Source organism: Lentzea sp. JNUCC 0626 (assembly GCF_043632865.1).
In the GTDB taxonomy this organism is placed as follows: domain Bacteria; phylum Actinomycetota; class Actinomycetes; order Mycobacteriales; family Pseudonocardiaceae; genus Lentzea.
The window spans coordinates 6,010,728-6,032,832 of the sequence record NZ_CP171635.1 but is presented as its reverse complement, the minus strand read 5'-3'; the positions used below and the strand labels follow the sequence as shown (position 1 = coordinate 6,032,832).

The 22,105-nt window shown below is 69.0% G+C and carries 22 protein-coding genes and 1 tRNA gene; 17 read left to right on the top strand and 6 right to left on the bottom strand.

Going from position 1 to position 22,105, the window contains the following annotated elements:
* Window positions 1-17: 17 nt before the first annotated feature.
* Window positions 18-974: a GlxA family transcriptional regulator gene (locus tag JNUCC0626_RS27260; protein ID WP_394613617.1), complete on the top strand. Its 957-nt coding sequence runs from the start codon at window positions 18-20 to the stop codon at window positions 972-974.
* Window positions 975-1,045: 71 nt separating this feature from the next.
* Window positions 1,046-1,684, top strand: a complete 639-nt coding sequence (locus JNUCC0626_RS27255; protein WP_394613616.1) for an HD domain-containing protein — start codon at window positions 1,046-1,048, stop codon at window positions 1,682-1,684.
* Here the strand turns inward: JNUCC0626_RS27255 and JNUCC0626_RS27250 are convergent.
* The gene (locus tag JNUCC0626_RS27250; RefSeq protein WP_394613614.1) at window positions 1,659-2,582 is read right to left on the bottom strand and encodes a saccharopine dehydrogenase NADP-binding domain-containing protein; all 924 of its coding nucleotides are present in this window, start codon (window positions 2,580-2,582) and stop codon (window positions 1,659-1,661) included. The two genes, JNUCC0626_RS27255 and JNUCC0626_RS27250, sit on opposite strands and share 26 nt — an antisense overlap.
* A 53-nt stretch (window positions 2,583-2,635) precedes the next feature.
* Between JNUCC0626_RS27250 and JNUCC0626_RS27245 the strand changes: the two genes are divergently transcribed.
* Genes JNUCC0626_RS27245 through menC form a run of 4 tightly spaced genes read left to right on the top strand, consistent with a single transcriptional unit; the run spans window position 2,636 to window position 6,818 of the window.
* Window positions 2,636-3,580 carry a GlxA family transcriptional regulator gene (locus JNUCC0626_RS27245; RefSeq protein ID WP_430623480.1) on the top strand — a complete coding sequence of 315 codons (945 nt, stop codon included), beginning with the start codon at window positions 2,636-2,638 and terminating at the stop codon, window positions 3,578-3,580.
* A 28-nt stretch (window positions 3,581-3,608) separates the two neighbouring features.
* Complete coding sequence (locus tag JNUCC0626_RS27240) at window positions 3,609-5,021, top strand: amino acid permease (protein ID WP_394613612.1); 1,413 nt, start codon at window positions 3,609-3,611, stop codon at window positions 5,019-5,021.
* Entirely contained in the window at window positions 5,011-5,718 is a 708-nt protein-coding gene (locus JNUCC0626_RS27235) for a hypothetical protein (protein ID WP_394613610.1), read from the top strand. Before JNUCC0626_RS27240 ends, JNUCC0626_RS27235 begins: the two co-directional genes overlap by 11 nt.
* Complete coding sequence (gene menC / locus JNUCC0626_RS27230) at window positions 5,715-6,818, top strand: o-succinylbenzoate synthase (protein ID WP_394613609.1); 1,104 nt, start codon at window positions 5,715-5,717, stop codon at window positions 6,816-6,818. Before JNUCC0626_RS27235 ends, menC begins: the two co-directional genes overlap by 4 nt.
* On the opposite strand, the gene JNUCC0626_RS27225 is transcribed toward menC, so the two are convergent.
* From JNUCC0626_RS27225 to hrpB, 3 genes are read right to left on the bottom strand one after another with little or no spacing between them, the layout of a single operon-like run.
* A complete protein-coding gene (locus JNUCC0626_RS27225) occupies window positions 6,803-7,405 on the bottom strand; it encodes an HD domain-containing protein (RefSeq protein WP_394613608.1) in 603 nt (200 codons plus the stop codon). The two genes, menC and JNUCC0626_RS27225, sit on opposite strands and share 16 nt — an antisense overlap.
* On the bottom strand, window positions 7,402-8,484 hold the full coding sequence (locus tag JNUCC0626_RS27220; RefSeq protein WP_394613607.1) for a macrolide family glycosyltransferase: 1,083 nt from the start codon (window positions 8,482-8,484) through the stop codon (window positions 7,402-7,404). Before JNUCC0626_RS27220 ends, JNUCC0626_RS27225 begins: the two co-directional genes overlap by 4 nt.
* Before the next feature lie 33 nt (window positions 8,485-8,517).
* Window positions 8,518-10,794 carry an ATP-dependent helicase HrpB gene (gene hrpB, locus JNUCC0626_RS27215; protein WP_394613606.1) on the bottom strand — a complete coding sequence of 759 codons (2,277 nt, stop codon included), beginning with the start codon at window positions 10,792-10,794 and terminating at the stop codon, window positions 8,518-8,520.
* A gap of 26 nt (window positions 10,795-10,820) precedes the next feature.
* Between hrpB and JNUCC0626_RS27210 the strand changes: the two genes are divergently transcribed.
* From JNUCC0626_RS27210 to JNUCC0626_RS27195, 4 genes are read left to right on the top strand one after another with little or no spacing between them, the layout of a single operon-like run.
* Window positions 10,821-11,870 carry a glycosyltransferase gene (locus JNUCC0626_RS27210; RefSeq protein WP_394613605.1) on the top strand — a complete coding sequence of 350 codons (1,050 nt, stop codon included), beginning with the start codon at window positions 10,821-10,823 and terminating at the stop codon, window positions 11,868-11,870.
* Window positions 11,863-12,672: a GNAT family N-acetyltransferase gene (locus JNUCC0626_RS27205; protein ID WP_394613604.1), complete on the top strand. Its 810-nt coding sequence runs from the start codon at window positions 11,863-11,865 to the stop codon at window positions 12,670-12,672. Before JNUCC0626_RS27210 ends, JNUCC0626_RS27205 begins: the two co-directional genes overlap by 8 nt.
* A 50-nt stretch (window positions 12,673-12,722) precedes the next feature.
* Window positions 12,723-14,009, top strand: coding sequence for an MFS transporter (locus tag JNUCC0626_RS27200; protein ID WP_394613603.1), 1,287 nt, complete (start codon window positions 12,723-12,725; stop codon window positions 14,007-14,009).
* Between the two features lie 46 nt (window positions 14,010-14,055).
* Window positions 14,056-14,844 carry a DsbA family protein gene (locus JNUCC0626_RS27195; protein WP_394613602.1) on the top strand — a complete coding sequence of 263 codons (789 nt, stop codon included), beginning with the start codon at window positions 14,056-14,058 and terminating at the stop codon, window positions 14,842-14,844.
* On the opposite strand, the gene JNUCC0626_RS27190 is transcribed toward JNUCC0626_RS27195, so the two are convergent.
* Window positions 14,837-16,075 (bottom strand): phenylacetate--CoA ligase family protein, encoded by a 1,239-nt coding sequence (locus JNUCC0626_RS27190; RefSeq protein WP_394613601.1) that lies wholly within the window; start codon window positions 16,073-16,075, stop codon window positions 14,837-14,839. The two genes, JNUCC0626_RS27195 and JNUCC0626_RS27190, sit on opposite strands and share 8 nt — an antisense overlap.
* Window positions 16,076-16,198: 123 nt before the next feature.
* On the opposite strand from JNUCC0626_RS27190, the gene JNUCC0626_RS27185 reads away from it, so the two are divergent.
* Window positions 16,199-16,271 (top strand) — tRNA-Ala (locus tag JNUCC0626_RS27185).
* A gap of 68 nt (window positions 16,272-16,339) precedes the next feature.
* On the opposite strand, the gene JNUCC0626_RS27180 is transcribed toward JNUCC0626_RS27185, so the two are convergent.
* Window positions 16,340-16,816 carry a DUF6326 family protein gene (locus tag JNUCC0626_RS27180; protein ID WP_394613600.1) on the bottom strand — a complete coding sequence of 159 codons (477 nt, stop codon included), beginning with the start codon at window positions 16,814-16,816 and terminating at the stop codon, window positions 16,340-16,342.
* A gap of 165 nt (window positions 16,817-16,981) precedes the next feature.
* Here JNUCC0626_RS27180 and JNUCC0626_RS27175 point away from each other — a divergent pair, with 165 nt between their 5' ends.
* The 6 genes from JNUCC0626_RS27175 (at window position 16,982) to JNUCC0626_RS27150 (ending at window position 22,092) form a co-directional block, all read left to right on the top strand.
* Window positions 16,982-18,115: a sensor histidine kinase gene (locus tag JNUCC0626_RS27175; protein WP_394613599.1), complete on the top strand. Its 1,134-nt coding sequence runs from the start codon at window positions 16,982-16,984 to the stop codon at window positions 18,113-18,115.
* Window positions 18,112-18,768: a response regulator gene (locus tag JNUCC0626_RS27170; protein WP_394613598.1), complete on the top strand. Its 657-nt coding sequence runs from the start codon at window positions 18,112-18,114 to the stop codon at window positions 18,766-18,768. Before JNUCC0626_RS27175 ends, JNUCC0626_RS27170 begins: the two co-directional genes overlap by 4 nt.
* A 21-nt stretch (window positions 18,769-18,789) precedes the next feature.
* Complete coding sequence (locus JNUCC0626_RS27165; protein WP_394613597.1) at window positions 18,790-19,017, top strand: hypothetical protein; 228 nt, start codon at window positions 18,790-18,792, stop codon at window positions 19,015-19,017.
* 174 nt (window positions 19,018-19,191) lie between these two features.
* Window positions 19,192-19,554 carry a hypothetical protein gene (locus JNUCC0626_RS27160; RefSeq protein WP_394613596.1) on the top strand — a complete coding sequence of 121 codons (363 nt, stop codon included), beginning with the start codon at window positions 19,192-19,194 and terminating at the stop codon, window positions 19,552-19,554.
* A complete protein-coding gene (locus tag JNUCC0626_RS27155; protein ID WP_394613595.1) occupies window positions 19,551-21,353 on the top strand; it encodes a caspase family protein in 1,803 nt (600 codons plus the stop codon). Before JNUCC0626_RS27160 ends, JNUCC0626_RS27155 begins: the two co-directional genes overlap by 4 nt.
* Window positions 21,343-22,092, top strand: a complete 750-nt coding sequence (locus JNUCC0626_RS27150; protein ID WP_394613594.1) for a VWA domain-containing protein — start codon at window positions 21,343-21,345, stop codon at window positions 22,090-22,092. The genes JNUCC0626_RS27155 and JNUCC0626_RS27150 overlap by 11 nt, the downstream gene beginning before the upstream one ends.
* Window positions 22,093-22,105: the final 13 nt, after the last annotated feature.

Genomic DNA, 22,105 nt, shown 5'->3' with positions numbered 1-22,105 from the left:
CCGGACACGGAGGCGTAGTGGCGCGGCGGTCGGTCGTCTTCCTGGTGTTCGACGGGACCAAGATGCTCGACGTCACCGGGCCTGCCGAGGTGTTCGCCGAGGCCAACGCGGCCGGGGCCGGGTATGTGATCAGGTACGTGTCGCCGTCCGGGGAGGCGGTCGACACCTCGGTCGGGATTCGGCTGCCGGTGGATGGCGCGGCCGGTGACGTGGTGGAGCCGGACACCGTTGTGGTGGCCGGTGGTGAGGTGCTGATCCGGCGTGGCGTGCCGGTGGAGTTGGTCGAGGCGATTCAGGCGTTGTGGCCTCGGGCTCGGCGGCTGGTGTCGATTTGCACCGGGTCGTTCGCGCTGGCTGCGGCCGGAGTGCTGGACGGGCGGCGGGCCACCACGCACTGGAAGCAGGCGCCTCGGTTGGCTCGCGGGTATCCCTCGGTCGAGGTGGTGCCGGACGCGATCTTCGTCGAGGACGCCGGGGTGTTCACGTCCGCCGGGGTGTCGGCCGGGATGGATCTGGCGTTGGCGTTGGTCGAGCAGGACTACGGGGCTGACCTGGCGCGGAGTGTGGCGCGGAGCCTCGTGATGTTCATGCAGCGGCCCGGCGGGCAGTCGCAGTTCTCGGCGCCGTTGGAGGTGCGGCGGCCCGGCACGCCCGCGTTGCGGGAGGTGGTGGACGTGGTCGCGGCGCAGCCCGCGTTGGATCACAGTGCTGCCGCGTTGGCGGCACGGGTGGGGGTCAGTGCTCGGCATTTGGCTCGGTTGTTCGCCAGTGAGTTGGGGACCACGCCCGCGCGGTTCGTCGAGCAGGTTCGGTTGGATCATGCGAAGGCCCTGTTGGACGCTGGACACGGGGTGGCTCGGGCGGCGAAGCTGGCCGGGTTCGGGAGCGCCGAGACCATGCGGCGGGTGTTCGTGGCGCGGTTCGGGGCGTCGCCGAGTGAGTACCGGGCTCGGTTCGGGAGCACCCGCGGGTGATGTCCGGATCTGTGGGGTGTCGGTCGGGATTGACGGTGGGAAGTCTGTCGCGGTGACCAGAGCATTGAGCCATGGCAGAGGTCATCGCAGGTGTGGTTGTTCCTGACACGGAGTTGGCGCGCGAGGCCACCTCGCTCGTGCGCAAGGTCACTGACGACACGTTGTTCCACCACTCGCGCCGGGTGTTCCTGTGGGGCGCGTTGAAGGCGGCCCAACGAGGGTTGGACGTCGATCTCGAGTTGGCCTACGTGGGCGGGTTGTTCCACGACTTGGGGCTCACGGAGTCGTACGCGTCCAAGGACATCCGGTTCGAGATCGACGGGGCCGAGGCGGCACGGCTGTTCCTGCTGGAGCACGGACGGTCCGAAGAGGACGCTCGGAACGTGTGGCTGGCCATCGCGTTGCACACGACGCCCGAGGTGCCGTTGCACCTGTCGCCGGAGGTCGTGGCGGTGGCGTTGGGGGTCAAGACGGACGTGCTCGGGATCGGGCTCGACGAGGTGACTGCGGAGCAACGGGCCGAGGTGGTGGCGGCGCACCCGCGGCCCGACTTCAAGAACCGGATCCTGAAGGCGTTCTACGACGGGATGGCCCATCGGCCGGACACGACGTACGGGACGATGAACGACGACGTGCTCGCGCACTTCGATCCTTCCTTCCAGCGCAAGGACTTCGTCGACATCATCACGAAGAGCGCTTGGCCTGAATGACGTCGGAGAGAGACGCCAGGAAGTCCGGGGCGTCGAACATGGCGCCGGCCGAGGCGACGCCGGTGGCGTTGAAGCGGCCGGACAGCAGGCGCTCGACGGCTTCTACGGCCAGAGGGGCGCTCACGGCGTAGATGTCACGGCCGGAGGCGGTCAGGCGACGCTCTTCGGAACCTGAACGCACGCGCACGTCGACGACGAAGGTCTCCGGCTCGGTGCGCTCTGAGGCGGAGTGGAGGCCTTCGGCGGCGTCCACGGACATGTAGTCGGTTACGGACGGGATGGCCAGGTGGCTCGGGATCGTGACCACGTCGGCCATCGAGAACTCACCGATCACCTGGCGGGGGCCGTCGGGGAACTCCCAGGTGAGCGTCGGTGGGGCGTCGTCGTGGTAGCTCATGGCCCCGTCGCGGTACCGGACGCGCTGCCCGGCGCGGCGGTCGCGGGAGACCTGGCCGGCGGCGAGCGTGCCCGCGGTGGGCTGCCAGCCGCTCAGGCCGTACGCGACGTGGGCTGCGTCGGCGGACGTCCACGTGCCCATCGCGGCGGTGACGAGCAGGTCGGCCAGGCCGCCGAAGAACGCCATCGCGGGCACTGCCGGGATCGAGGCGCCGCGGGCGAACGTGTCCGCGTTCGCCTCGATCTCGGCCGCCACGTCGACGTACGGGACGCCCGCGCGTTCGGCGGCGGCGAGCAGCGGGAGGGCGGTGACCGCGAACGGGCCCGCCGCGTTGATCACGGCCGAGGCGCCTGCCAGCGCGCGGTCGAGGGCTGCCGGGTCGTCGGCGGTGGCTTGGGCGCGGCCGAACGGCAGCGGTTCGTGGCCGCGCTTTTCCAGTTCTGCCACCACGAAGCGGCCCGTCGTGCCAGACGCGCCGTAGACCGCGATCTTGTGTCCCATGTGGACCATTCAAGCCCCGGGAGTGGGAGCGAGCTAGTGTCTGGAACGACACGATGCGTACACTTTCGGACATGCTCGCGTTCGCCGTCACCACCGGGATGCTGCACTTCGAGCTGACCGCCACGTACGAGATCTTCACCGCGCCGCAGCTCGACTACGAGGTCAGGATCTGCGGCAACGCGCTGGTGCGGGTCGGGCGGTTCACGCTCGAACCCGACCTGCCGCTCGACCGGTTGCCCGAAGCGGACACCGTGGTCGTGCCCGCCGTCGAGGACGTTGAGCAGCCGCTTGATCCGCAGCTGGTGCGAGCCGTGAAAGCCGCGCACGACAAGGGCGCGCGGATCGTGTCGTTGTGCACGGGGGCGTTCGTGCTGGCCGAGGCCGGGCTGCTGGACGGGCTGCGGGCGACGACGCACTGGGGGCACACCGACGAACTGGCCCGGCGGTATCCGCGGGTCGAGGTCGATCCGGACGTGCTGTACGTCGACAACGGCCAGGTGCTGACGAGCGCGGGCAAGGCGGCGGCGATCGACCTGAGCCTGCACGTCATCCGCGGCGACTACGGCACGGCCACGGCGAACACGGCGGCGCGCAGGCTCGTGGTGCCGCCGCACCGCGACGGCGGGCAGGCGCAGTTCGTGCTGGCCCCGGTGCCGTCGGGCGAGGGACACCCGCTGACCGAGCTGTTCGAGTGGGTGTCGAAGCGGTTCGACCAGACGATCACCGTCGAGGACCTGGCGCGGCAGGCCAACATGAGTTCGCGGCACCTCGCCCGGCTCTTCAGGGCGGTGACGGGCACCACGCCGTTGCAGTGGCTGCACACGCAACGGATCCGGCGCGCGCAGGAGTTGCTGGAGATGACGGACGACAGCGTCGACCAGATCGCCGAGGCGTCCGGGATGGGCACGGCCACGACGTTGCGGCGGCACTTCCACCGGACCGTGGGTGTGCCTCCCGACACATACCGCCGCACGTTCCGCCCTGTTGGTGGCCGTTAGCCACATCGGTGGGCGTTAGGTTGTCCGGATGAGCAACGAACAGCGCATCGGGGCGCGGGTGTTGCGGCGCAAGCCGATCGACCAGCTGACTCATCCTGGCAGCGAACTCAAGCGCACCATGGGTGTCGGCCACCTCACCATGATCAGCATCGGGGCCACGCTCGGCACCGGCATCTTCGTCGTGCTGGGGGAGGCGGTGCCGCTCGCCGGGCCCGCCATCGTGCTGTCGTTCGTGCTGGCCGGCATCACCGCGTTGTTCTCCGCGCTGTCGTACGCCGAACTCGCGGGCCTGATCCCCGCGTCCGGCTCGTCCTACTCGTACACCTACGCGACGCTCGGCGAGATCGTCGCGTGGGTCTGCGGCTGGTGCCTCGTGCTGGAGTACGGCGTGTCGGTCGCGGCCGTCGCGGTCGGGTGGGGGCAGTACGTCAACGAACTGCTGCACCTCGTGACGGGGCTGCGGATTCCGGACGTGCTGAGCCAGCCGCCGGGCGCGGGCGGGATCGTGAACGTCCCGGCGGTGCTGGTCGTAGTGATCTCGATGCTGGTGCTGCTCGGCGGTTCCAAGGGCAGTGCGCGCACCAACACGATCCTGGTGTGGGTGAAGGTCGGCGCGCTGCTGATGTTCTGCGCCGTCGCTTTCACCGCTTTGAAGGCCGGCAACCTGCAGCCGCTGTTCCCGTTGGGGCTCGCGGGCATGAGCGCCGGTGCGGCCACGTTGTTCTTCTCCTACATCGGGTTCGACGCCGCGTCGACCGCCGGTGAGGAGGCCAAGAACCCGCAGCGCGACCTGCCGCGGGCGATCATCATCTCGCTCGTCGTGATCACCGCGCTGTACTGCGCCGTCGCGCTCGCGGCCGTGGGTGCCATGCCGTGGCAGACGTTCGAGGGCACGGAGGCGGCGCTCAGCCGGGTGCTGACCGACAACGTCGACGGCGCGATCTGGCCGATCCTGCTGTCGATCGGTGCTGTGGTGGCGACGACGTCGGTCGTGTTGACCGTTCTTTATGGACAGACGCGCATCCTGTACGCGATGTCACGGGACGGACTGGTGCCGTCGATCTTCGCGAAGCTCAGCCCGCGCACCGGTGTGCCGTTCGCCAACACGGTGATCGTCGGCCTGTTCATCGCGGTGCTGGCCGCACTTGTGCCGCTCGGGTCGTTGGCCGACGCGACGAGCATCGGCACGCTGTTCGCGTTCGCGCTGGTCAACGTCGCGGTGATCATCCTGCGCCGCACCGAACCGGACCGGAAGCGCACGTTCCGGGTGCCGTTCTCGCCGGTGACGCCGGTGCTGGGACTGGGGTTCTGCGTCTACATGATGTTCAGCCTCGGGCTGGACACGTGGATCGCGTTCCTCGCCTGGATGGCGCTCGGGTTCGTCATCTACTTCGCCTACAGCGTCAGGAAGGCACGCCTTGCGGTTCCAGGTGATCACTGACGTCGCCGGCATCGCTGCCGTCAGCAGGTACTACGCCGAGGTCTGGGACACGTCCGAGGACGTCCTGTCCTCCGAGACGTTGCACTGCATCAGGCACGCGGGTGGCGCGACGATCGGGGCGTTCGACGGCGACGAGCTGATCGGCGCCACGACGGGCCTCTTCTGTCCGGACGGCTCGGTGTACTCGATGATCGCGGCCGCGCGGTCCGGCGTCGGGCAGCCGTTGAAGCTCGCGCAGAAGGACTGGGCCGTCGGGCTCGGCGCGAAGTCGATGCGCTGGACCTACGACCCGCTGATCGCGCGCAACGCCCGGTTCAACCTGGTCAAGCTCGGTGCCGTCGTCACCGAGTACACGGTCGACTTCTACGGGCCGATGCGCGACGGCGTGAACGACGGCGACGAGAGCGACCGGCTGACCGTGCGGTGGGACCTCGCCGGGGCGCGCGAGCCGCACGAGTCGGTGCCGTCCGGCGAGGTCACGGCGATCGCGCCGGACGGGGAACCGTTGGCGCGCACCGACGGCGACCGGATCTGGTGCCGGGTGCCGCACGACGTCGTGCGGGTGCGCAAGGAGTCGCCCGAGCAGGCGAAGCAGTGGCGCGAGGCCGTGCGCGAGGTGTTCGTGGACGCCTTCGCGCAGGGTTTCGTGGCCACGTCGATGTCCCGCGAGGGCTGGTACGAGTTGGAGCGGCCGTGAGGATCGACCGGGTCGAACTGCTGCACGTCGCGATTCCGCTGGTGACGCCGTTCCGCACGTCGTTCGGGACGATGACGACCAAGGACACGTTCCTGCTGCGGGTGGTCACGGACGCGGCGGAGGGCTGGTCGGAGTTCGCGGCCGACCCCGAACCGCTGTACTGCTCGGAGTTCGTCGGCGCCGCCGAACTGGTGCTGGACCAGCACCTCGTGCCGCGGGTGACGCCCGAGATCACCACGGCCGAGGTCGCCTCGCGGACGCACGCGATCAAGGGCCACAAGCTGGCGAAAGCCGCGCTGGAGACCGCGATCCTCGACGCCGAGCTGCGGTCGTTCGGGATGTCGATCGGCACCTACCTCGGTGCCACGGCCGAGAAAGTGCCCGCCGGCGTCTCGGTCGGGATCAAGGACTCGATCCCCGAGCTGCTCACCGACGTCGAGGGCTACCTGGCCGAGGGCTACGCGCGGATCAAGCTCAAGATCGAACCGGGCTGGGACGTCGAACCGGTGCGGGCGGTGCGCGAACGGTTCGGGGACGTGCTGTTGCAGGTCGACGCCAACACCGCGTACACGTTGGCCGACGCCGAACACCTGCGCCGGCTCGACGAGTTCGACCTGCTGTTGATCGAACAGCCGCTCGAAGAGGACGACATCCGCGGTCATTCGCTGTTGGCGCAACGCATCCGCACGCCGATCTGCCTGGACGAGTCGATCACCTCTGCCAAGGACGCGGCGACGGCCATCGCGCTCGACGCGTGCCGGGTGATCAACGTCAAGCCCGCGCGGGTCGGCGGGTACCTGGAGGCGCGCCGGATCCACGACGTCGCCGTCGCGCACGGGATTCCGGTGTGGTGCGGCGGAATGCTGGAGACCGGCGTCGGCCGCGGCCCGAACCTCGCGCTCGCCGCGTTGCCCGGATTCGTGCTGCCCGGCGACGTCTCGGCCTCTCGCCGCTACTTCGCCGAGGACCTCACCGAGCCGTTCGAACTCCAGGACGGGTTCATGCGCGTGCCGACGGGACCGGGCATCGGGATCGAGCCGATCCCGGAGACGGTCAGCAGGTTCACCACCGCGACGAAGGTGCTTTACGCGAGGGACTGAAGCTCACGGGCCAGGTTGGTCCGCGCGGCGTTGTCCCACAGCTGCCGCGCGGGCTCGGTCACGAACAGCACCTCGCGGTCCAGCAACGTCTTCAGCACCTTCGACCGGCCCGCGCGCCACGTCTCGTCGTCGTACTGCGCGTACTCCTGCCGCACGGCCGCGCTGTACCGCTCGTAGTGCTCCGGCTCCGAACCGAGGATCGCGAGGTCGGCGTCGAGCAGCACGTGCGCCAGCGGGTCGTCCGACGAGTGCGTGATCGTGGCCAGCACCAACGACTCCACGCGGGCGATGGTCGGTTCTTCCAGGCCTGCCAGGCGTTCGCGGGCCCACGCGGCCGAAGCGCGTTCGTCCTCACCGGGTTTGCCGTCGTAGATCACGTCGTGCGCGCAGGCCGCCAGCGCGAGGATCGCGCGCTCCTCCACGGTGAACGCGAAGGCATCCGCCAGCGCTGACGAGTCGCGCACGACCGAGACCACGTGGAACGTGTTGTGGTACGTCCGGTGCGGTTCGGCGTAGCGCTCCATCAGGTCACCCGCGTCCGGTGCGCCACCCAACGTGCGGACAGCGTCGTCCCAGGTCCGTCTCACCGCGCCAGCTCCTCCTCGACGACGTCCGCGGCGGCCGTGCTCCCGCCCGCCCGGTGGATCATCCGCTGCATGTCCTTCACACGCGCGGAGATCGCGGAGTCCGACGACAGCTGACTCACCAACGAGCGGACCCCCTCGACGGTCACGGTGTCGAGCAGCACACCGAGTCCGAGCTCCTCGACGCGCTGGCCGTTGAGCCGCTGATCGGCCATGTGCGGGATGACGATCATGGGAACGCCGTGGTGCAACGCCTCCATCACGCCTCCCATGCCGCCGCGCGTCACGAACACACTGGCACGTTCCAGCACCGCGAGCTGCGGCACCTCGTCGTGCGTCTCGACGTTCAGCGCGGGGCTGAGCACCTTGCCCCTCGTGACCAGGTGCCACGGCATTCCCCGCGCCGCGTCCGCGCACACCTGCGTGCCGGTCGTCGCGAGCACGACGGGCCGATCGGCCGGAGGTTCCCACGTGCCCTGGAATCCGCGTTCGGTCAGGCACGGCCCGGCGAACGTCACGTGTTCGCCGAACGTGTCACCGTGCGGCTGGAACTCCCTGGGGAACAAGGCGATCCGGCGGCGCGCGCCCGCGACGAACTCGGGCAGCGAGCTGCCGACGAACGCGTGCACCCTGGTGAAGAACCGGATCGCGGCCGGGTCGAACGTGCGCGGCGGGATCACCTCGGTGCCGAGCGACCAGTGCTCGTTGCTGGTCAGCAACACCTCCAGCAGCACGTTCGGCACCTCCAGCCGGTGCGCGATGACGCCACCGCACCAGGCCGCGATGTCCCACACGACGAAGTCCGGCCGGTCGTCCCGGAACGTGTCCTCCAGCTGGGGCAACGCCGACTCGGCCTCGGCCAGCGCGAGCCGGGCGGCGTCGAGCAACGAGCCGGGCAGGTCGTCGGGCAGCGTCGACTCGCAGGGGATCGCGGTCGCGCCGCACTCCGTCACGGCGGCGGCGAATCGCGGGGTGGCCGGGCAGCTCACCCGATGACCCCGGCGCACGAGTTCCGCGATCATTCCGAGCGCGGGCAGGAAGTGTCCTCGCTCGGGCATCAGGAAGATCGCGATGTGCGCCATAAGAGAGATTAACGTTGTTCGATTCCTAATGGTTCAAAGTGATTTCTTGCTCTTGTCCCAGGGGCGTTCCGGCCAGTGGTGCTTGGGGTAGCGGCCCTTCAGTTCGCTGCGAACTCGCAGGTAGCCGTTGCGCCAGAACGTCCTGAGGTCGCTCGTCACCGCCGTCGGCCGACCGGCGGGCGAGAGCAGGTGCACCACCACCGGAATTCCGGCGATCTCCGGTGTGTCCGCCCATTTCATGGCGTCCTGGATGCGGACCGAGAGAACGGGCTGGTCCTGCGTGTAGTCGACCTTGCCCTGCCCGATGCGTTCCGGCGCGAGCTTGTCGAAGTCCGCCGCCTCGGGCCACGGCAGCATGGTGCGCAGCAACGACGTGGTGTCGATCTTGGCGAGGTCCGCGCGCTTCTTCGCCTTGCCGAGGTCGATCGCGCGGATCACGGCCTCGTCGTCGACGCTCGGCCAGTCGCGGGTGCGGTGCAGGAACGCCATCCGCTCGCGGAGCTTGATGGCGCTGTCGGGCCACTTGAGCAGGCCCAGGCCCTCGGTCTCGAGGCCGATCCGGAGTGCCTGCTGCGACTTGGCGAGGTCGTTGAGCGGACGTTCGTCGAGGGTGATCGCACCGAGCTTGCGGACCTCGTTCGCGACCACGTCCTTCTCCCACCGGATGTCGTCCTCGGTGTGCACCAACGCTTCCGCCGCAGTGATGGCGAGTTCCTCGTCGGCGGGCGCGGCCAGCCGGACGCGGCCGTGCTTGCTGCCGGGTTCGCGGTCGGCGATCGCGACGGCGAGCCACTTGGCCTGCGAGTCGGTGTGCTCGACCGCCGTGCCGTTGGCCATCAGGTAGATGTTGCTGTTCTTGGACCTGCGCTTGGCCAGCCGTTCGGGATAGGCGAGGGCCACCACGAGCGCCGGGTCGCCGTTGCCCTGTGGGTTGCTGCCGAGCTTTTCGAGCTTCTTGACCTCCTGGCGCCACTTGCCGGGGGCCTTCAGCGCGTCCGCGAGGTAGCTCGTGTTGTGGTGCGTGCTGTCGTCGAGCAGCGCGACGACCTCGGCGGCGGTCCGGTTTCCGGCGAGCGCGCTGCCGTCGATGAGGGCGCGGCCGAGCCTCGGGTGCAGGCCGATGTTCGCGATGCGGTCGCGGCGGCCGGGGTCGAGCGCGCCGATGGCGTTCAACGTTTCCTGCGCGGCCTTGAGCGCACCCTCCGGCGGGGCGTCCCACCAGTTCAGGGCGCTGCCGTCCGGGGTGCCCCAGACCGCGAGTTCGAGGGCGAGCCTCGTCAGGTCGGCGGTCTTGATCTCCGGTTCGGGGTAGCGGGGGAGCGTGCTGTGCTCGTGTTCTGGCCAGCAGCGGTAGACGCGCCCCGGTGCCTCACGGCCCGCGCGTCCGGCTCGTTGGTCGGCTACCGCCTGGGAGACGCGGATCGTGGCGAGACCGGCGAGGCCGCGGCGGTGGTCGACGCGCGGAACCCTGGCGAGGCCCGCGTCGACGACCGCGCGGACGCCCGGGACCGTGAGGCTCGACTCGGCGATGCTGGTGGCGAGCACGACCCGTTGGCGGCTGCCTCGTTTCAGCGCGGCGTCCTGCGTCTGCGCGTTCAGCTGGCCGTGCAGGATGACCGTGTCGGCGTTGAGGAGCCGGGCGGTGCGGTTGATCTCCTTGACACCGGGCAGGAAGGCGAGCACGTCGCCGTCCACTTCGGACAGTGCCTTGGTGATGGCACGGGCGACGGTGTTCTCGACGTGCTCGTTGCGGGCCGGTGGGACGTAGGTGATCTGCGTCGGGAACATGCGCGACTCGGAGGTCAGGACCGGGGCGTCGAGCAGGTCCGAGAGTCGTTGCGCGGCAACCGTTGCGGACGTCGCGAGGATCCTGAGGTCCGGTCGGAGTCCCGACTTGGCGTCTATCAGGAGCGCGAGCAGCAGGTCGGCGTCGAGGTGGCGTTCGTGGCACTCGTCGAGCAGGACCGTGCCGACGCCCTTGAGCTCCTGGTCGTGCTGGAGCCGGCGGACCAGCAGGCCGCTCGTCACGACCTCGATGCGGGTGTGCCTGCTGGTCTTGCGGTCGCCCCGGACCGAGTAGCCCACGGTGTGGCCGACGGGTTCGCCGAGCAGGCTCGCCATCCGCGCGGCGGCGGCCCGTGCGGCGATCCGGCGCGGTTCGGCGACGATCACCTTGCCGTCGAGGGCGAGCGGGACCAGCGTCGTCTTGCCGGTGCCCGGAGGCGCGACCAGCACGGCCGCCCCGCGCTCCTGGAGTTGCTCCAGCAGCTGGGGGAGTACGGATTTCACCGGGAGATCAGGCAGGTCCACGTCTGTGAGTGTGTCAGGGTTGGCGCATGGGGATGATCGGCGTGGTGTCGGCGCTCGCGTCCGTGGCGAGGTCCGGGCGGATGTTCGCGCAGTGGAAGCACGTGCCTTCGGTGTCGACGGCGTCGGTGCTCGCCTCGGTGCTGGCGGTGGTGCCCGCGCGGGACGAGGCGATGACGTTGCCGCGGCTGCTGCCCGGGCTGGTCGGTCAGCCCGGTGTGCGCGTCGTGGTCGTCGACGACGCCTCTTCGGACGGGACGGCTGCCGTCGCGCGGTCGCTCGGGGCCGAGGTGATCGAGTCCTCCGGGCCCGCTGACGGCTGGGCAGGCAAGACGCACGCGATGCACCTGGGCGTTGCTGCAGCTCAGGACGAAGAGTGGTTGTTGTTCGTGGACGCCGACGTGACGTGCACGCCCGACCTGGTGGGACGGCTGGTGGCGTCGGCCGTGGAACTGGGTGCCGACCTCGTGTCGTCGTCCGGGCGTGGTGCGGGGCCGGCCTGGTGGTTCCTGCTGCCCGCGTTCAACACGCTGGTGTTCGAGGGGTCGCCGCCGGACGGTCGCGGGCCGACCGCGTTGGCCGTCGGGCATTGCATCCTGGTGCGACGGGCTGCTTTCGAGGCCGCCGGTGGGTGGCAGGCGCTGGCCGGGACGCACGCGGACGACGTCGGGCTCGCGACGTTGATCAGGGACTCCGGCGGGGTGCCGCGGTTCATCGACGCCTCGATGCTGCTGACGACCTCGGGCATCGACACCTTCGGGGACTGCTGGCGGTCGTTGCGCAAGAGCATCCAGCCGGCGTTCCGGGAGATGTTCGGGCCGTGGGGGCGTCCGCTGCTGGTCGCCGCCGGGCTGCTGCACCTCGCGTACGGGCTGCTCCCGGTGCTGCGGCCGCAGTCGCCGTGGTCGTGGCTCGCCTGGTTCGCGCAGGCCGTGCCGCACCGCGAGTTCGTGCGGCGGATCGGGCAGCCGCAGGCCTCGGCGGTGCTCGCGCCGTTCGCATGGGCGACGATTGGCGTGTTCCTGTTGGACTGCGCGTTGCGTCCAGGTGCCCAGTGGAAGGACCGCCGCGTTGGTTGACCCGTTGCGCGACCCCGACGACCCGGAACTGCTCGACCCCTACCAGTCGCGGTCCCTCGCGATCCTGGTGGAGGGCGCGCGGCTCGCGTCCGGCGCGGTTCGCTACGGCAAGGTGGGCAAGGTCGGCAGCGCCGCCGTGGTGATCAACCGCGAGAACCCGCTGCCGTCCGGCAACTTCGGCTGCGCTTTGGATGGCACATCGGTCGAGGTCGCGTCGACGCTGTTGCAGCTGGAGCAGACGTTCGCGGACGTGGGGCGCGCGGAGGCCGTCGTGTACGCGTCGCCGACCACTGTGGACGAGATCGAGGGCATCGCCGACGACGCCGGTTGGTACGCCGTCGAGGAGTTGCTGACGGTCGTGCACCGGGGTGCCGCTTCGGCGTCTGAGCAGGTCAGACGGGCTGTCGACGCTGATCTGATGGGAATCGTCGACCTGCTGTCGGACGAGCTGGTCGGCAACCGCGCGCGATTGGGGCGCTGGCTCGGGCATCGATTGGACGACCCGCGGTGTTTGCTCCTGGTGGTGGACGACGGCGACCGGATCGGCGGATTCGTGTCGGGGTTCGCCGAGCGTGGTGTGGGCCTGGTCGAGCAGTGCGTGGTGCGTCCGGCGCGGCGGCGTCGGGGCGTGGGGCAGTCGTTGGTGGTGTCCGCGGTGTCGGCTCTGCGGTCTGCGGGCGCGATGTTGGTCGCGTCGCAGGTCGACGAGGGTCCGGGGGAGCGGTTCGCCGAGGCGTGCGGGTTCGTTGCGGCGTATCCCGTGACTGCTTATGTACGCAGAGTGGATGAGCTGCTCGACTGAGTTACTTAGTTGCCGCGTGACATATCCTTAGCAGGGCTAAGGGAGGCTTTGTGCGCGATCGGTTACCGGTCGAGGTGTGGGTTCTGGTCGCGGCGAGCTTCATCATCGCCGTGGGGTTCGGAATCGTGGCACCCGTTCTGCCGGTGTACGCGTCATCGTTCGGTGTCGGTCACACGGCTGTTGCAGCTCTGATCAGCGCTTTTGCGTTCGTTCGGCTGGCGTTCGCGCCGGTGAGCGGCAAGCTGGTCAACCGGTTCGGCGAGCCGAAGATCTACATCGCCGGCATCCTCATCGTCGCCGTCGGCACCGCGATGTGCGGGTTCTCGTCCAGCTACGCCGAGATGCTGTCGTGGCGGGCGCTGGCGGGCGTCGGGTCGACGATGTTCACGGTCGCGGCGCTGGGGCTGCTGATCCGGATCACGCCGGCGCCGATGCGCGGACGTGCGTCGGGGATGTGGGCGGCGGGCTTCCTGATCGGCAACATCGCCGGGCCGATCGTCGGCGCCGGGCTCGTGCCGTTCGGGCTGTGGGTGCCGTTCGTGTCGTACGGCCTGTTGCTGTGCCTCGCGGCGTTCGTGGTCTGGTTCTTCCTGCGCCGTTCGACGTTGGTGGAGATCGACCGCACCAACACCGAAGTGCCGATGTCCGTGCGTGAGGCCGTTCGGCACGGTGCGTACCGCGCGGCGCTGGCGTCCGGGTTCGCGAACGGCTGGGCCGTGTTCGGCGTCCGGATCTCCCTGGTGCCGGTGTTCGTGATCGAGGCCCTGGAGCACAGCGCGGCCGTCGCGGGCATCTCGATGTCGGTGTTCGCGGCCGGCAACGCGGCGATGCTGTTCCTGTCCGGCCGGATCGCCGACACCCGCGGCCGCAAGCCCGTCGCCATCGCCGGGCTCATCATCAGCGGTCTCGCGACGGTCTGGATGGGCTTCAGCGGCGACCTGTGGACGTTCATGGCGGCCTCGCTGGTCGCGGGCGCCGGTGCCGGGTTGCTGAACCCGCCGCAGAACGCCGTGGTGGCCGACGTCATCGGGGCGCGCGGCAAGGGTGGACCGGTGCTCGCCGGGTTCCAGATGGTCACGGACCTGGGCGCGATCATCGGCCCGATGATGGCGGGTGTGCTCGCCGACTCGTTCGGCTTCGAGGCGTCGTTCGCCATCACCGGTGCCGCGCTGCTGCTGTCCGTGGTGTTCTGGTTCGTCGCGCCCGAGACGCTGCCCACACATGAGGAGGAGCACACGGCCACAGCCGTGGCGCCGGAGTGCGGTGCGCTGGACGAGAGTGCCGAGGTCCCGACCGGCGAACGCGTCGGCGGCAAGCCACGTCACCCTGAAGCGTGATTGCGCGCTCAGCTTTCTTTTAGTTTGTGTCGCTACCCTCGTCGCCGTGGGTGGAGCAGAGCGCAGTGCGCGGAAGAAGAAGCAGGCCGCGCTCGCGGTGGCCGCCGCACGCGGCACGGGTGGCGGTTCTGACCGGACGAAGGTCATCGCCGGCATCGCCGTGGTCGCGGTGCTGGCCGTCGCCGTCATCGGGTACGTCGTCTTCCAGCAGATGAAACCCGACACGTCGGCCACGGACGCCATTCCGCTGGCACCGGCCGACCACACGATCTCGGCGCCCGCCGTCCGCGAGGGCAACACCGTCCTCGTCGGCAAGGACACCGCCACCGTGACGGTCGACGTGTACGAGGACTTCCTGTGCCCGATCTGCGGCACGTTCGAGAAGACCTACGGCACCGACATCAAGAAGGCCGTCGAGGACGGCAAGGTCAAGATCCGGTACAACATCCTGCCGATGCTGAACCGCCTGTCGAGCCCCGAGGGCTACTCGACGGACTCGGCCAACGCCGCGCTGTGCGTGGCCGACGACGGCAAGTTCAACGCGTTCCACGCGGCGCTGTTCGCCAAGCAGCCCGAGGAAGGCGAAGCCGGCTACACCCAGGACCAGCTCATCAAGCTGGGCAAGGACGTCGGCGTGACTGCCACCGGCTTCGAGTCCTGCGTGCGTTCGCAGACCTACAAGACCCAGCTGGACGAGCTGATGTCCAAGACCAGCAACGACCCGGCGTTGCGCGACGCCGAGTCGGGCCGCTTCCGCGGCACGCCCAGCGTCGCCTCCGGCGGCAAGCTGATCGACCTGGACAACAAGAACTGGCTGTCCGACCTGACTAGGTAAGACCGTTGATCGGCGCCTGGCCCTGCGTCCACCGGGCCAGGCGCTGTGCTTTGCCCACCTCGGTCCGCGGCACCTTCCCGGGCTCGAGCACGAGCACGCGGCACGTGATCCCCAGCCGCTCCTTGAGCTTCTCCGTCAGTCTGCTTCGGACGTCCTCAGTGGACTCCACCACGACGTGCAGCTGCGCCGTCGTCGTCCGGCGGTCCTCGACGATCAGGTAGTGCGGGCTCGCCAGTTCCAGCACCACGGCCTCGATCTCCGTGGGGAACACGTTCACACCCCGGATGACCAGCATGTCGTCCTTGCGCCCCTTGAGCTTGCTCATCCGGCGGAGCGGGCCGTTCCTCGGTTCGTGCAGCGTCGCCACGTCCCCGGTCCGGTACCGGAGCAGGGGCATCCCGGTCTTGGTGAGCGTGGTGAAGACCAGCTCGCCGTCCAGCGTCTCGGGATAGAAGTGGTCTTCCGCGATGTTGAGGAGCCCCTCCGAGTCCAACGACTCGCACGCCACCCCGGGCCCGATGATCTCCGACAGCCCGTAGATGTCCAACGCCCTGATGCCCAGGCGTTGCTCGATCTCCCGCCGCATCTCGTCAGTCCACGGCTCGGCGCCGAAGATGCCGACCTTGACGGAGTTGTTCTGGTCGAGGTCTTCGGCGAGCCTGAGCGCGTAGGACGGCGTGCAGCACAACACATCCGGCTTCAGGTCCTCGATGAGCCGCACCTGCCGTTCCGTCATGCCGCCGGACATCGGGATGACCGTCGCCCCGAGCCTGAGCCCGCCGTGATGCACCCCGAGCCCGCCCGTGAAAAGCCCGTAGCCGTACGCGTTGTGGACGGTCGACTTCCTGGTGGCCCCAGCACCTTCCAGCGCCCTGGCCATCACCTCGGACCAGACCTCCACGTCGTTCGCGGTGTACGGAATGAGCGTCGGCCGGCCACCCGTTCCCGACGACCCGTGCACGCAGACGATGTCTTCTTCGGCCGCGGCTCGGAGCCCGAACGGGTAGTGGTCCCACAGGTCCTGCTTGCTGATCGTCGGCAGGCCGCCGATCTCGTCGAGCCGCACATCTGTGCCGCGCGTCACTCCGACTTCCCGCAGTCTGCGCGCCTGCAGGTTGTCGGTGCTCAGCAGCAGGTCGATCATGGCGCGCAGCCGCTGTTCCTGCAGTTCACGCAGGGCCTCGGGGGCCATGTCCCCGATCTTGGTGCTGGGAGGTGCTCCGGCGGTCATCACCCGGTCCTACCAGGCCGAATGCGCTTTGGATACCCCCGATTTTTATCTTGTGGCACAGGTGATGTACGGTATTGCCACACGAGAACGACGGGGAAACCCGCCGGGAACGTGGACCTTCAAGGGGCTGTGGCGCAGCTGGTAGCGCATCACACTGGCAGTGTGAGGGTCAGGGGTTCGAGTCCCCTCAGCTCCACTTTTCGAAGAACCCCTCTGATTTGCGATTACGCGGATCAGAGGGGTTCTTTTGTTTTTGGTGCTTGGTCACGCTTGTTGTTGGGCGCGAACGGGTCCGCGGTCCAGGCGGGTCGTCGACGACGCGGTGCGGGGCCAGCTCCAGGCGTACCGCACGATGAGGGCGAGAAGGACCAGTTCCAGCACGATGCCGAGGCCGTAGAAGTACAGCCAGGACTCGCCCACCGCGTTGAACACCGTGACGGGGACGTAGAGCGCGGCGACGGCGAGGTTCGTGATGCGGTTCGCCCGGGCGGGGAGCGTCGCCGACAGGAAGACCATGAAGGCCGGGACGGACATGAGCGTCAGCGCCGAGGTCGAGAAGGTCTGGGAGACGTCGAACTCGAAGACCTTGCCGGCGCGGATCTCCTCGATGACGCCAGGGGTGAAGAAGTTGAGGATGTCCACGTAGACGTACAGGAACATCAGGCTCGCCCACGCTGCGGCGAGCTTGACTCTCACTGAGACCCGCTCGTCTTCCAGGGTGGCGGGGTGACGTGTGCTCATCATGTGCTCCGTGGTCGTGGGTGAAGATCGGCAGGTCCCCACGATCGCCGAGCCCGGCCGCGGGCGCCCCGGTCCGGAGGCCGGAGTTCGCCTGGCCGATGGCACGGGCTCGCTCCTGTTCTTTTGGCTGGTACGCCGGGGCGCGACGATCCCTAGGCTGGTGCCGTGGTCACTGTCTGGCGTTCGATCTGGCGGGAGCCGCGACCCGCTGACGCGCCACCCGTCGGTCGTCTCGACCGGGTGCTGGTGGGGGTGTTCGCGGTCGCGGCTTTGGCCGAGGGCGTCGCTCGGCCCGGCTTGGCCTGGCAGCCCCTCGTGACGGTGCTCGCCCTGGGGCTGGCGCCTGTCCTGTTCTGGCGGCGGGCCCGCCCCCTGACCGCCGTTCTGGTCGGGTGGGGCTTCGTCGGGTTGCTCTCGGTGCTCCAGCTGACCGCGTACTCCGGGGACATCGGCCTCTACTCGATGATGGCCGTCCTGGTCCTGCTCTACTCGCTGGTGCGGTGGGGGTCGGGGCGGGAGATGGTCCTGGGGACGGCGTTCGTGGCCGCCGTTGTCGCGCTGGGGATGTACGTCGCCGCAGCGGGTTGGGCCGATGCTTTCGGTGGCAGCGTTCTCTTGTTGTTGTTCGTCGCCCTCGCGGCCGTGTTCCGCTATCGCGCGGACCTCTGGCACCGCCAGCAGCGCGAGATCCGCAATCAGGAGCGCGTGGCGTTGGCGCGAGAGTTGCACGACACGGTGGCGCACCACGTGTCGGCCATCGCGGTGCAGGCGCAGGCCGGTGGAGTGGTCGCGGGCATCCAGCCCGAGAAGGCCGCCGAGGTCCTGGCCGCGATCGAGTCCGAGGCGTCGCGGACGCTGGCGGAGATGAGAACCATGGTGCGGGTGCTGCGAGAAGAGGAAGCCGTCGCCTACTCACCGCAGTCGGGCGTGGCGGATCTGCCGGCTCTGGCGCGCACCGACGCGACGCCCGCCGTCGAGGTCTCGCTGCACGGTTCGCTGACCCGGCTGGCACGACCCGTGGACGCCGCGCTGTACCGGCTGGCACAGGAATCGCTGACCAACGCCGTGCGGCACGCCCGGAGCGCGACCCGAGTCAGGATCGACGTGCGTCGGGAGGGCGCCGTCGTGAGGCTGCGGGTCAGCGACGACGGACGGACCGAGCCGGCCGCGGAGCACGGGTACGGGTTGCTGGGCATGGCCGAACGCGCCCAGCTCCTCGGCGGATCGCTCACCGCCGGACCGGGGCCCGAGGGCGGCTGGGTGGTCGAGGCCGTGCTGCCGGTGGAGGCGTTGGGATGAGCATCCGCGTTGTCGTGGCCGACGACCAGGACCTGGTCCGCGCCGGGCTGGTGATGATCCTCGGCGCGCAACCCGACATCGAGGTCGTGGGGGAGGCGGCGGACGGACTCGCGGCGTTCGACCTGGCGACCCGGCTGCGCCCCGACGTCCTCCTCGCCGACATCCGCATGCCAGGGATCGACGGCGTGGAGGTGACGCGGCGCCTGGCCGGCCCGGACGTGCCGGACCCGATGGCGGTAGTCGTGATCACCACCTTCGACCTCGACGAGTACGTCCTCGGAGCCCTGCGCGCCGGCGCCCGCGGGTTCCTGCTCAAGGACGCCGGCCCGGCACTCCTCGTGCAGGCCATCCACGCGGCGGCGAACGGGGACGCGCTGATCGCCCCCAACGTCACCAGCCGACTGCTGGCGATCTTCGCCGACCAGTCGCCGGCGATGCCGGTCCAGCCCGTCGACCCGCTCACCGAACGCGAGGAGGAAGTGCTCGCGCTGGTGGCACGCGGCCGGACCAACGCCGAGATCGCCGCCGAGCTCTACGTCGGCCTGAGCACGGTCAAGTTCCACGTCGCGTCGTTGATGACCAAGCTCGGCGCCCGCAACCGCGTGGAGATCGCGATGTGGGCGTACGACACCAGACGCATGCGAGCCAACTAGCGGCGCGTTGCCGGGTGTGCGGTGCGGCAGCGGCTCGCTGTTCCGTGCGATCTCCTGCCGGATTCTGGTCAAGACATCGCGAAGTCCTATGCGGCGTTACCGAGGTATGCCTTCGGGTTGCCGTTTATTCGCTTTGAGCTGGAAAGTGGCCAATCCTTGGCCGAAGGCTTGTCCAACTATTGGCACGGCGGATTGTTGCGCGACTTTGGCGACATTGACGGCTTCGTGGCTAACGTGCTTCAGGCTTGAATCGCCGGACGCGCGTAGTTCGTCACTCGATCGGGTTGTTTTCACTCGATTGGCGCACTGGTCGCGGGTTTGGTTTGGGGATCGCACATTTGTGACCCGATCAGCGTCACGAATTCGGCGGGTGCGGCGATGCAAGGGGGCAGTGCGTATCGGTCCGAACGAGGAGATGATCAGATGCAGGTCGAGCCGACCGCGGCTGTCCGCGTCGAGTTCGAGGGTCTGACGGCTGCGGAGGGCAATCGGGCCGCCGCCGAGCTGCAGGCCGCCATCGAGCAGGTGGTGCGCGGGCGCGCTGAGGTGAGCGTGGTCAAGGAACGTGAGGACACGCAGGACTTCGGGGCCACGCTGCTGCTCGTGCTCGGTACCGAGGTGGCCATCATCGTGGCCAAGGCGATCTACACGTATGTGGCCAAGCGCGGTGACTCCGTCGTCATCAAGACCAACGGTGGTGAGGTCATCGCTCGCGGGTCGGCGGCGTCCAACATCGACGTGGCGAAGACCGCCGAGGCGTTGCGGTCGTCGATCGGCGCTCCGTGACCGAATCCCCTGTGCACCTGGTCCTGATCCTCGGCGCCGGCGAGTTTCCCGGACTGCCCAAGTTGGGCAGGTCGGAGGCGTTTCGCAACTCCGCCGAGGACATCGCCGCGTACTTCTCCGGGCAGCCTGGTCGTGGTGTCTACCACGTCAAGAACCTGTTCGACAGCGAGGAGTGCGTGGCGGAGCTGGGGTATGCCATCGGGGATTTCCTGAAAGAGCACGAGGCCACCGCGACCGACCTCATCATTTATTACATCGGTCACGGTGGTTTTCTCAGTCAGCGCGACTACTACCTGACGTTGCGCAGCACGCGGGCCGAGTTCGAGGAGCTCGGCGGGTTGCGGGTGAGTGCTCTCGCCCAGGTGGTGAAGCGGTACTTCGGCAAGCGGGTTTACGTGATCCTCGACTGCTGTTTTGCCGGTGAGGCGCTGCGCGAGTTCCAGACCGACGATCCCGGCGATCTGATCGAGACGAAGGTGTCCGCGGTGTTTCCCAGTTCCGGTACGGCACTGCTCGCGGCGTCCTCCAAGGACGACGTGGCGCTGAGTCCGAACGGCTCCCGCTACACCATGTTCTCGGGGGCTGTGCTGAAGGTGCTGCGGTGCGGGATCGAGAAGAAGGGGCCGCTGCTGTCGCTGGAGATGGTGGGCGAACGGGTCCGGCAGCTCATCGCGGACCAGCACGGCGGGAGCGGGACGCTGCCCGAGGTGCACTCGCCGAAGCAGGAGGACGGGCAGCCGGTCTCGCGGTACAAGTTGTTCCGCAACGCCGCGTACGCCGAGGCCGCGCTGCCGGACTACTACGTCGCGTTGATGAGGCAGCAGCTGCCCAAGGGGCGCATCGCGGGCGTGGAGCAACTCGAGGCAGAGCTGTTGGCAGGCACCGAGGACGGACTCGAGGCGGTCGCGGTGGCCGAGTTGCGGCGCGTGGCCGAGGCCGACGACAGCAACCGCGTCCGCGAACGTGCGAAGCAGGCACTCACGGCGCTGGGCGTGGGGGAGTCGCCGGCAGGGGAAGTGCCTTCGGGGCAACGGGATCCGGAAGTCGTCGGCTCCCTCGCGGTCGTGGTCAAGCCGCACAAAGGACGGGTCGCGCCTCATACCGAGGTGATCTGGACCGTTGCGGTGACCAACGACGGTCAGGAACCGGTGGAGGTCATCGAGGTGACCGACGCCTCCGGTACGCAGCTGTGCGGGCCGTTCGCGCTCGTGCCGGACGAGGAACGTCAGATCGAGTTCCGCAACCACTACGGCGATCGCGGGGGCAAGGTGACGATCGCCGTGCGGGGCAAGACGAGCAACAGCGCGCTGGTGTCCGCGACAGCTACCGGCCGGGTGCGCGTGCGACAGCCGAAACCCGTGTCAGCCAAGCCGAAGCCCGAGTCACCCAAGACGAAGCCAGTTCCACCCAAGACGAAGTCCGCGTCCACTCCGGAGGTCCTGGACCTGACGCGGTTCCGGGCCGGGTTGCGCGAGGTCAAGCAGACCGCCGAACTCGGTGACGCGGCGGTGAACCGCCTCATCCGGTTGATCAGCGAGGGAGAGCGCCACTTCCGGATCGCGACCGGGCGCACGGCGGTCCCGGCCGACTGGCCGCGCCGCGTCGCCGACTGGGGCGCGGAGGTCGCGACGGAGTGCTCCTTCGAGGTGATTCCGGTGCATCGCGGGCTCCCGTCGCCCGGCGAGATCGTGGAGTACCTCGGCAGGGTCGCCGCCGAGGTGGCCGCGGCGACCGACGTGTGCATTCCCACCGACGAATTTCCCACCGCCCCTGCCAGGAGTGTGAACGATGCCCTATGAAGTCGCCGCGACGAGCACTGCGCCGGCGCTGATCATCTACCTGCTCGACAAGAGCTCCTCGATGAACGCCGAGGTGAACGGTGTCCGCAAGATCCACCTCGTGTCCGCCACCCTCACCCAGGTCGTCCGCGAGATGGTGATCCGGTCCATGAAAGGACCGGTGCCCGCGCCGCGCTACCGGATCGCTATCTACGCCTACAACGGGCAGGTCCAGGACGTGCTCGGCGGGCCGCGGGCCATCACCGACGTCGTCGAACGCGGCGTTCCGGTGCTGGAACCGAGCGGTTTGACCAACACGGCCAAGGCGTTCGCCGCGGCCGAGCAGCTGATCATCGGCGAGCGGGCCGCCCTGCGCGACTGCCCGGCACCGCTGGTCTGCCACCTGACCGACGGCCAGTACAACGGCGACGATCCGCTGCCCGTGGTCGAACGCATCAAGCAGATGGCCTTCCCGGACGGCCCGGTGCTGGTGGAGAACGTGTTCTTCGACGCGGACGCGCTGCACCGGCCCGTCACCGATCCCTACGAGTGGCCCGGTGTCGTGTCGGAGGACGACTTGAGCGGGGACACCGCCAAGCAGCTGTTCTCCATGTCGTCACCAATCCCGGCCAGCTACCTGAACCTGTTCAGCGACAAGGGGTACAGCCTGCGGCCGGACGCGCGGCTGATGTTCCCGGGCGACACGCCGGAGATGATCGAGGCCGCGTTCACCATGTCCGGCATGACTCCCACGGTCTGAGAGGCGCGGTGCA